Here is a 9,318-nt window from a genome sequence, read left to right on the forward strand (position 1 = left end):
TTAATAGAAATCTGAAGTATTAACTTCAGATTTTTTTATGGTTATCGACAATATTTTTTAGTTATTAACAGTTCAATTGTTAATGACTAGTGAACAACAGCAATTCTCATTGACTTTAAAAGAAAATTCTTTTTAGTTACTTTCGCAACTATGAAACAACCCAACCAAATACAAGGATACAAAGTAGATAAAAGCACGCTTATCAATTTAGAAAAAGGAAAATTACCTCCGCAAGCAATTGATTTAGAGGAAGTTGTGTTGGGAGCGATGATGATTGATAAAAAAGGAGTAGATGAGGTTATAGATATTCTTAGTCCAGAAGCATTCTATAAGGAAGCCCATCAACACATTTTTGAAGCTATTTTTCAATTGTTTGAAAGTAGCGAACCTATAGACTTATTAACCGTTTCCAGCCAATTAAAGAAAACTGCAAAACTGGAATTGTGTGGTGGAGATTTTTACCTCATTTCATTAACCCAAAAAGTATCCTCGTCTGCACATATTGAGTTTCATGCCCGTATCATTTTGCAAAAATTTATCCAGCGGAGTTTAATTAAAATCTCAAACGAAATTATTGAGGATTCCTATGATGAAACCAAGGATGTTTTTGATTTATTGGATAAAGCTGAAGCCAAGCTATATGAGGTTACACAGGGTAACATTAAAAAGTCTAGTGAAACAGCACAGGATTTGGTAATCCAAGCGAAGAAAAAAATTGAGGAAATTTCAAATAAGGAAGGCTTAAGTGGTATCCCAACAGGCTTTACAAAATTAGATAAATTGACTTCGGGTTGGCAACCTTCTGATTTGATTATTGTAGCAGCTCGACCTGGTATGGGTAAAACTGCGTTAACGCTGTCTATGGCAAGAAATATTGCTGTTGACCAAAATATACCTGTGGCATTTTTCTCTTTGGAGATGGCCTCGGTACAATTGATTACCCGTTTGATTTCTAGTGAAACAGGGCTGTCTTCAGAAAAGCTAAGAACCGGAAAATTGGAAAAGCATGAGTGGGAACAATTAAACGTAAAAGTAAAGGGTTTAGAGAAAGCACCGCTTTATATTGACGATACCCCCTCACTCTCCATTTTTGATTTACGGGCCAAAGCAAGACGTTTATCTTCCCAATATGGTATTAAGTTGATTATGATCGATTACTTGCAGTTAATGACTGCAGGGGGGAATAATTCAGGGAATAGGGAACAGGAAATCTCTATGATTTCAAGAAACCTAAAGGCCTTAGCAAAAGAACTGGATGTGCCTGTAATTGCATTATCACAGTTATCCCGAGCTGTAGAAACACGTGGCGGTAGTAAGCGTCCATTGCTGTCCGATTTAAGGGAATCTGGTGCTATTGAGCAGGATGCAGATATCGTGAGTTTCATCTATAGACCCGAATATTATAAAATAGATGAGTGGGATGATGAAGAACGTTCTCCTACTGAAGGCCAAGCCGAATTTATTGTTGCTAAACATCGTAATGGAGGATTGGATAATATTCGATTGAAGTTTATAGGACACTTGGGTAAATTTGATAATCTGGACGATTTCGATTCACCTTTCGAATTTCATAGTAAGATGAATGCAGCTGCAAACGATGATACTTTTAAGTCAGATGCTTTTAAAGCAAGCCCAGATCAAGCTTTTGGAAGTTCGTTTAATGATGAAGAAGACGAAGTGCCATTCTAGATCTTTTCGATTTAATATTTTCATAAATAGTTTACCTCGGAAATATTTTTAAGTATCTTTCGATATAAATAATAGATTTTGTCATTTCGAAGGAGGAACGACTTAGAAATCCCATAACATTTACTTTAAATTGAAAAGGATACTAATTACATTACTATTTATAGGTTTAGGGTTAAAAACCTATGCCTCCTATGTGCTTATTCCCATGGACGCCGACAGCCAAAAAAATCATTTAAAGGCTTATGGTATGACGTATTGGACGATTAGTAAGCAGTTAAAAGTAAAATGGCTACTCAATTATAGGGGAGGCTCTTTTTTGTTGCCTAATAGTGAAGCGATTCAAAAAGAATGTCAAATTCGAGGCGTATCTTTTGAAATTATTTCTAATGCTAAAGCAGAAAGTATTTTAGAGGAAGTTAGTAGTCCAAGTCAAAATATGGAGGCTGTAGTTTTGGAAAAAGCACCAAAAATAGCCGTTTATACCCCCTATGGCGATCAACCTTGGGACGATGCTGTTACCATGGTACTTACTTATGCCGAAATTCCATATGAAACTGTTTATGACGAAGAGGTTCTAAATGATGGTTTGCTATTGTTTGATTGGTTGCATTTGCACCATGAAGATTTTACAGGCCAGTATGGAAAATTTTATGGTGCTTATCGAGCACAATCCTGGTATATAGAAGATAAGAAATCTGCTGAAGCTTTGGCAGAAAAATTAGGTTATGCTAAAGTGTCTATGGAAAAACTAGATGTTGCAAAGAAAATTAGGGATTATGTCATTGGAGGGGGATTTATGTTTGCTATGTGTAGTGCCACTGATAGTTTCGATATTGCTTTGGCAGCTGAAGGTATTGATATTTGTGAACCTATGTTTGACGGGGATGGTAGTGACCCTGCTTATCAAAATAAAATTGACTATAGTAAAGCTTTTGCCTTTACAAATTTTATATTAGAGCAAAATCCATTAGTCTATGAATTTTCTTCTATTGATATGACACGCAAGCGCCGAATACCTAAAACAGCTGATTATTTCTCTTTAATGGAGTTTTCTGCTAAATGGGACCCTGTGCCTACCATGTTATGCCAAAACCATACAGCCTTGGTCAAAGGTTTTATGGGACAAACCACTTCGTTTACACGTAGTGAAATTAAACCCAATGTATTGGTCATGGGAGAAAACAAAGCCAACGGTGAAGCTAAGTATATTCATGGAATTAGGGGCAAAGGCTTTTTTACGTTTTATGGTGGCCACGATCCTGAAGATTACCAACATAGGGTTGGCGATTCTAAAACAGAATTGGATTTGCATCCAACATCTCCTGGATATCGTTTAATTTTAAACAATGTGCTTTTCCCAGCTGCTAGAAAGAAAAAACAAAAAACTTAATTTTAATACTATTCAGCTACAAGAGTACGCTGCAAGGTATATATTAAACCGTCGGCAGCAGTACCGGTAGATTTTTCATTTTCATTAATAATCATGTTATTTTCGGACGTGAATATCAATTCACCAACCTCTGTTCCACTTATGGTTAAAAAATCACGTGAGTCTGTTTGATCAAGTAAATAATCATATGTTCCCGAATCCCAACCGTCTTGTTTGGTATCATCTGTATTGTCGTTTTCAATGGTTAACTTTAAAGTAGTTTCGTTAAATGACCAAACTATAGTCCCTAAACTAAAACTATCATTTACCCCAGAAACTCCTCCTGAAACATTGATCAAATGCCAAAGACTTTTATAGGTTTGTTGGTCTTGATCTGTATCGTTTTTTAAAGAACAACTAGTAACACTTAAAACTATGGCCAATAAGAAGATTATATTTTTTTTCATTTTTAAATAATATTTGTTTATTAGATGCAAAATTAAAAAAAGGTTGCGTCAAAAAAATACAATACAATTAAATAAAACATAATGAAAATTGTAAATTTAGCAGATAACCTTTTTTATTGATGAAAACATATATAACCTTAACGATTTATTTGTTGTATATCGTATTGCTTTTCAATTGTAAAAATGAAAAGCAAGAAACGGTTGTATATAATAAACCTAATATCCTTTTTATTCTTTCTGACGATCATACCTCCCAAGCTTGGGGAATTTATGGGGGCATTTTAAAAGACCACGTAAAGAATAAAAATATAAAACGTTTAGCCAATGAAGGAGTGGTGCTCAATAATGCATTTTGTACTAATTCCATTTGTTCACCCAGTAGGGCTAGCATCTTAACAGGTCAGTACAGCCATATTAATCAGGTCTATACTTTACGAGAACCATTACCAGATAGCCATCCTAATATAGCCAAAACTTTAGGAGATAATGGCTATCAAACAGCTGTGATTGGTAAGTGGCACTTGGTAAAACAACCTGAAGGCTTTCAGTATTTTAATGTGCTTCCTGGTCAAGGGCGTTATTGGGATCCTATTCTTAAAAGCAAGGACAATTGGAAAGATGGTCATGACGGTTCTGTAGGAAAGGTGCATAAAGGGTTCTCTACGGATGTAATTACCGACTTAACTATTCAACATTTAAAACAAAGGGATGTGTCTAAGCCCTTTTTTATGATGTGTAATTTTAAAGCAACTCATGAACCATTTGAATACCCCGATCGCTTTAAAGATTTGTATAACGATATTGATATCCCAGAACCACAATCGCTACTGGACTTTGGTAAAGGTACGGGCGGACGCACTTTTGTAGGGCAAAAATTAGAAAATTTGGAGGCAAGATGGGAAGAAGCTTATCGTCGTCCTAATGAATTTTGGACCAGTTATCCTGGTTTGCCTTTTGAAAAAGAAGGTTTGGATAGTATTGGGTTGCGACAAAAAATCTATCAAAAATTCGTAAAGGATTTTATGCGTTGTGGTGCCACTATTGATGATAATATTGGTAAACTTTTAGATTATTTGGATGAAGCAGGTATTACCGATAATACAATTGTAGTTTATACGGCAGACCAAGGCTATTTTTTAGGGGAGCATGGGTTTTTTGATAAACGATTAATTTATGAGGAATCACTTAGAATGCCTTTTGTTATTCGATATCCAAAAGAATTGAAGGGTGGACAACGGATAGATGATATTATTTTGAATATAGATTTTGCAGCACTATTGGCAGATTATGCGGGTATAGAGAAACCCAATTATATGCAAGGTGAAAGCTTTAGGGAAAACTTAAAAGGAAAGCCACCCAAAGGGTGGAGGAAAAACATGTATTATCAATATTGGTTACACGAACCGAAAAGACCGGCACATTTTGGCGTAAGAAATGACAAGTATAAATTAGCCTATTTTTATGGAAAGGGATTGAATAAATACGGAGCGTCAAAGGAAGATACACCTCCTACTTGGGAGTTTTATGATTTACAAAAAGATCCCAAAGAACTTAAAAATGTAATTAATGACACGGTACACCAATCCATCATAGATACCATGAAAGAGGAAATTAAGAAGTTGCAATCACAATATAACGTACCTAGTGATGTACCGCATTTTGAATAAATAAGGTGAAAGTTTTTCAAAAGGAAATACAGTTAAAACCATATTCAAGAGGGTTTCATTTAATTACCGAAACCGTATTGCATGCGATTCCCGAAATAGAACAGATAGAGGTGGGGCAGTTACATTTGTTTATAAAACATACTTCTGCAAGTTTAACCATTAATGAAAATGCAGATGATACAGTGAGAACCGATTTTGAAAACCATTTTAATGTACTGGTTCCAGAACATGCTCCATATTACGAACACACCTATGAAGGAGCTGATGATATGCCAGCACACATTAAAGCGTCGCTGCTTGGGGGGTCTATACAGGTTCCAATTACTAGCGGTAGGCTTAATTTAGGGATTTGGCAAGGTATTTATTTATGTGAACATAGAAACCATGCATCATCTCGAAATTTAGTGGTAACTGCGTTTGGTGTTTAAAACGTGATATAAAAAGCCCGATTCAATTTTGAATCGGGCTTTTACATTAAGCGAATAATATGTTTTACATTAGGCGATACGCCTTATTTAACTCTATCTACAACTGCTTTAAAAGCTTCTGGGTTATTCATTGCTAAATCGGCTAAGACCTTACGGTTTAATTCGATATTGTTAGCTTTTAATTTCCCCATAAATTGAGAATAAGATAATCCATGTTCTCTAGCTCCAGCATTAATACGTTGGATCCATAAGGCACGGAATGTTCTTTTTTTGTTTCTACGGTCTCTATACGAATATTGCATCGCTTTTTCAACCGCATTTTTAGCTACTGTCCAAACGTTTTTACGTCTTCCAAAGTAACCTTTTGCTTGCTTTAGAACCTTTTTTCTTCTGGCTCTTTTTGCTACAGAATTTACTGATCTTGGCATAATTTTAATTGTTTTTGTAGTAGGCGACAGATAATCTGCACTTCTTTATTTATTTTAAATTGTAAATCTAAAATTTAAGATATTCAATTGTCAATTAATTGGCCCACTCCAGGGTTTATAAATAATTTAACCGGTTAAATAGTGTTACTTTAAACGTAACATTAATTTAACATTGTTCTCGTCAGCCTCATTTACCGTAGTGGCATGGGTTAACGCTAGCTTACGCTTTTTAGACTTCTTTGTTAAGATATGACTTTTAAAAGCGTGCTTTCTTTTAATCTTACCAGTACCAGTTAACTTAAAACGTTTTTTGGCACTAGATTTTGTTTTCATTTTAGGCATTGTCTTCTCCTAGTTTTTAATTACTTCGCTTAATTATCTTCAATTTACTGTCCCAAATATTATCAGGATTATTTCAGTAACAACTTTATTTTTTAGGAGCAATAAACATGGTCATTCGCTTACCTTCAAGTTTTGGCATTTGCTCAACTTTCCCAAATTCTTCTAAATCCTGGGCCAAGCGTAATAATAATATTTGTCCTTGCTCTTTAAATATAATGGAGCGTCCTTTAAAAAATACAAAGGCTTTTAACTTAGCCCCTTCCTTTAAGAACTTCTCGGCATGTTTCTTTTTAAATTCGTAATCATGGTCATCTGTTTGAGGGCCAAAACGAATTTCCTTTATTACAACCTTACTGGCTTTCGCCTTTAAAGCCTTATCACGTTTCTTTTGTTCGTAAAGAAACTTTTTATAATCCATAACTTTACATACAGGGGGGTCGGCATTTGGTGAAATTTCAACAAGGTCTAAACCTTGATCATCGGCTATACTTAGAGCTTCTCTAATACTGTATATACCTACTTCAACATTATCGCCTACGACTCTTACCTTTGGCGATGTAATTTTAGAGTTAATTCTATGCTTATCCTCTTGTGAAACCCTTTGGGGTTGTCTTCTTCTTCTAATTGCTATGGCTTAAAAATTTTAATTAAACTTATTTTCCTTAAAACGACTTTAGCGTTTTATTAATGTCTTCTTTTATTATTTTGGCAAAGTCTTCAGTAGAAATCATTCCCAAATCTTGGCCACCATGTTTTCGTACTGTTACTTTATTTTCATTTTCTTCTTGTTCACCAATAATGAGCATATAAGGGTGTTTTTCCATTTCGGCTTCCCGAATTTTTTTCCCAATTGTCTCGTTTCTATGGTCTACAAGGGCGCGAATTTCGTGATTTTCTAGCAAATTTAAAACTTTTTCAGAGTATTTTTCATATTTCTCACTTAGCGACAGGATTTTAACCTGAATAGGCATAAGCCAAATAGGGAAATTGCCTCCTGTGTGTTCTAATAATAACGCTACAAAACGTTCCATACTACCAAAGGGTGCACGGTGAATCATTACCGGACGGTGCATTTCATTGTCACTACCTTTATAAGTCAGGTCAAAACGTTCAGGTAAATTATAATCTACTTGTATGGTTCCAAGTTGCCAACGTCTTCCCAAAGCATCTTTAACCATAAAGTCTAGCTTAGGCCCATAAAATGCAGCTTCTCCAGTTTCAATAACATAGTCTAAGCCTTTATCTTTTGCTGCGTTAATAATGGCTTGTTCTGCTTTTTCCCAATTTGAAACATCACCAATATATTTGTCGGGATTTTCGGGATCCCTTATGGAAACCTGAGCTGTAAAGTTTTCAAAACCTAGGGAACCAAAAACATAAAGCACTAAATCAATAACATCTTTAAACTCTTTGTCCAATTGTTCGGGTGTACAGAACAAGTGTGCATCGTCTTGGGTAAAGCCTCTAACCCGGGTTAAACCATGCAATTCACCACTTTGCTCATATCTGTAAACGGTACCAAATTCAGCAAAACGTTTTGGCAGATCTTTATAGCTCCATTGTGAACTTTTATAGATTTCACAATGGTGCGGACAATTCATAGGTTTTAATAAAAACTCCTCATCCTCTTTTGGCGTATGAATAGGTTGAAAACTGTCCTCGCCATATTTTGCATAATGTCCAGAAGTAACATATAGTTCTTTTTGACCAATATGGGGCGTAACCACCATTTCATAACCCGCTTTTTTTTGGGCAGTCTTTAAGAAGTTTTCCAAACGTTCACGCAAAGCAGCTCCTTTGGGCAGCCATAAGGGCAGTCCTTGACCTACTTTTTGTGAAAAAGTAAATAGTTCCAGTTCCTTGCCAAGTTTTCTGTGGTCACGTTTTTTGGCTTCTTCAAGTAATTGTAAATATTCAGTAAGCTCTTTTTGTTTCGGAAATGAAATTCCATAAACCCTTGTTAGTTGCGGTTTGTTTTCGTCCCCTCTCCAATATGCACCAGCAACACTTAAGACCTTAACTGCCTTTATGATGCCAGTATTAGGGATATGGCCTCCGCGACATAGGTCCGTAAATGTGGAATGATCACAAAAAGTAATAGTGCCATCCTCTAGGTTTTTTATAAGTTCGGTTTTAAACTCATTGTCCTTATATAAGGACAATGCTTCATCTTTGCTCGCTGAGCGCATCTTAAAATCATGCTTACCTCTAGCAATTTCCAGCATCTTATTTTCAATAGTTTTAAAATCTTTTTCTGATACAGTATGTTCTCCAAAATCCACATCGTAATAAAACCCATTTTCAATAGCAGGACCTATGGTAAGTTTGGCACCAGGGAAAAGCTCTTCAATAGCTTGAGCTAAAACATGTGCAGAAGAATGCCAAAATGCAGCCTTACCTTCGTCATCCTTCCAGGTATAAAGTACCAAAGATCCATCCTTAGTTAATGGGGTGACAGTTTCCACTTTTATGCCATTATAACTTGCTGAAATGATATTTCTGGCAAGGCCTTCACTAATGCTTTTAGCAACATCCATTGGTGTAATACCTTTTTCAAATGATTTTTTGCTCCCGTCGGGTAGTGTAATATGTATCATTAATATAAATTGAAATCCGGCTGCAAAGATAAGAGTATAACTAAATCCACACAATATATATATATGTATAATTTCTCTAGCCTTTAATTAAGTGTAACTTGCTTGATATTTATTATGCTTTGTCGTTAGCACCGAAAGGTTTGGTGAGTTGCTAGTATGCCTTTTTGGTTACTGTGTTAGTATGACACTTTGTTTGTGGTTAATTGGTGTTGGTTTAAAGTTTTCCTGATCCTTCACGGTTTTCTACAATGTTTTTGTCTACCCCTATTGGTTGCGACAAGTGTATAGTCGGTCCTGTTTTTTTTTGCGGGGATTGCTTAGGGGCAAAAAA

General features: G+C 35.5%; 9 protein-coding genes. 4 read left to right on the forward strand and 5 right to left on the reverse strand.

Going from position 1 to position 9,318, the window contains the following annotated elements:
* Positions 1–150 precede the first annotated feature (150 nt).
* Positions 151–1,689: a replicative DNA helicase gene (dnaB, locus tag MR053_RS11570; protein WP_223551620.1), complete on the forward strand. Its 1,539-nt coding sequence runs from the start codon at positions 151–153 to the stop codon at positions 1,687–1,689.
* Positions 1,690–1,894: 205 nt separating this feature from the next.
* Complete coding sequence (locus MR053_RS11575; protein WP_242132600.1) at positions 1,895–3,079, forward strand: asparagine synthetase B; 1,185 nt, start codon at positions 1,895–1,897, stop codon at positions 3,077–3,079.
* 8 nt (positions 3,080–3,087) lie between these two features.
* On the opposite strand, the gene MR053_RS11580 is transcribed toward MR053_RS11575, so the two are convergent.
* Positions 3,088–3,525: a hypothetical protein gene (locus MR053_RS11580; protein ID WP_242132594.1), complete on the reverse strand. Its 438-nt coding sequence runs from the start codon at positions 3,523–3,525 to the stop codon at positions 3,088–3,090.
* 119 nt (positions 3,526–3,644) lie between these two features.
* Between MR053_RS11580 and MR053_RS11585 the strand changes: the two genes are divergently transcribed.
* Positions 3,645–5,192, forward strand: coding sequence for a sulfatase family protein (locus tag MR053_RS11585; RefSeq protein WP_242132595.1), 1,548 nt, complete (start codon positions 3,645–3,647; stop codon positions 5,190–5,192).
* Positions 5,193–5,197: 5 nt separating this feature from the next.
* Positions 5,198–5,620, forward strand: coding sequence for a secondary thiamine-phosphate synthase enzyme YjbQ (locus MR053_RS11590; protein WP_242132596.1), 423 nt, complete (start codon positions 5,198–5,200; stop codon positions 5,618–5,620).
* Positions 5,621–5,703: 83 nt separating this feature from the next.
* Here MR053_RS11590 and rplT read toward each other — a convergent pair whose 3' ends face one another.
* The 4 genes from rplT to thrS form a co-directional block, all read right to left on the reverse strand.
* Positions 5,704–6,048, reverse strand: coding sequence for a 50S ribosomal protein L20 (gene rplT / locus MR053_RS11595; RefSeq protein WP_223551616.1), 345 nt, complete (start codon positions 6,046–6,048; stop codon positions 5,704–5,706).
* Between the two features lie 144 nt (positions 6,049–6,192).
* Complete coding sequence (gene rpmI / locus MR053_RS11600) at positions 6,193–6,390, reverse strand: 50S ribosomal protein L35 (protein ID WP_223551615.1); 198 nt, start codon at positions 6,388–6,390, stop codon at positions 6,193–6,195.
* An 85-nt stretch (positions 6,391–6,475) separates the two neighbouring features.
* Complete coding sequence (infC, locus tag MR053_RS11605) at positions 6,476–7,021, reverse strand: translation initiation factor IF-3 (RefSeq protein WP_223551662.1); 546 nt, start codon at positions 7,019–7,021, stop codon at positions 6,476–6,478.
* A gap of 31 nt (positions 7,022–7,052) precedes the next feature.
* On the reverse strand, positions 7,053–8,987 hold the full coding sequence (thrS, locus tag MR053_RS11610) for a threonine--tRNA ligase (RefSeq protein WP_242132597.1): 1,935 nt from the start codon (positions 8,985–8,987) through the stop codon (positions 7,053–7,055).
* Positions 8,988–9,318 lie beyond the last annotated feature (331 nt).

This window comes from Aestuariivivens marinum (assembly GCF_022662175.1).
Taxonomy (GTDB): domain Bacteria; phylum Bacteroidota; class Bacteroidia; order Flavobacteriales; family Flavobacteriaceae; genus Aestuariivivens; species Aestuariivivens marinum.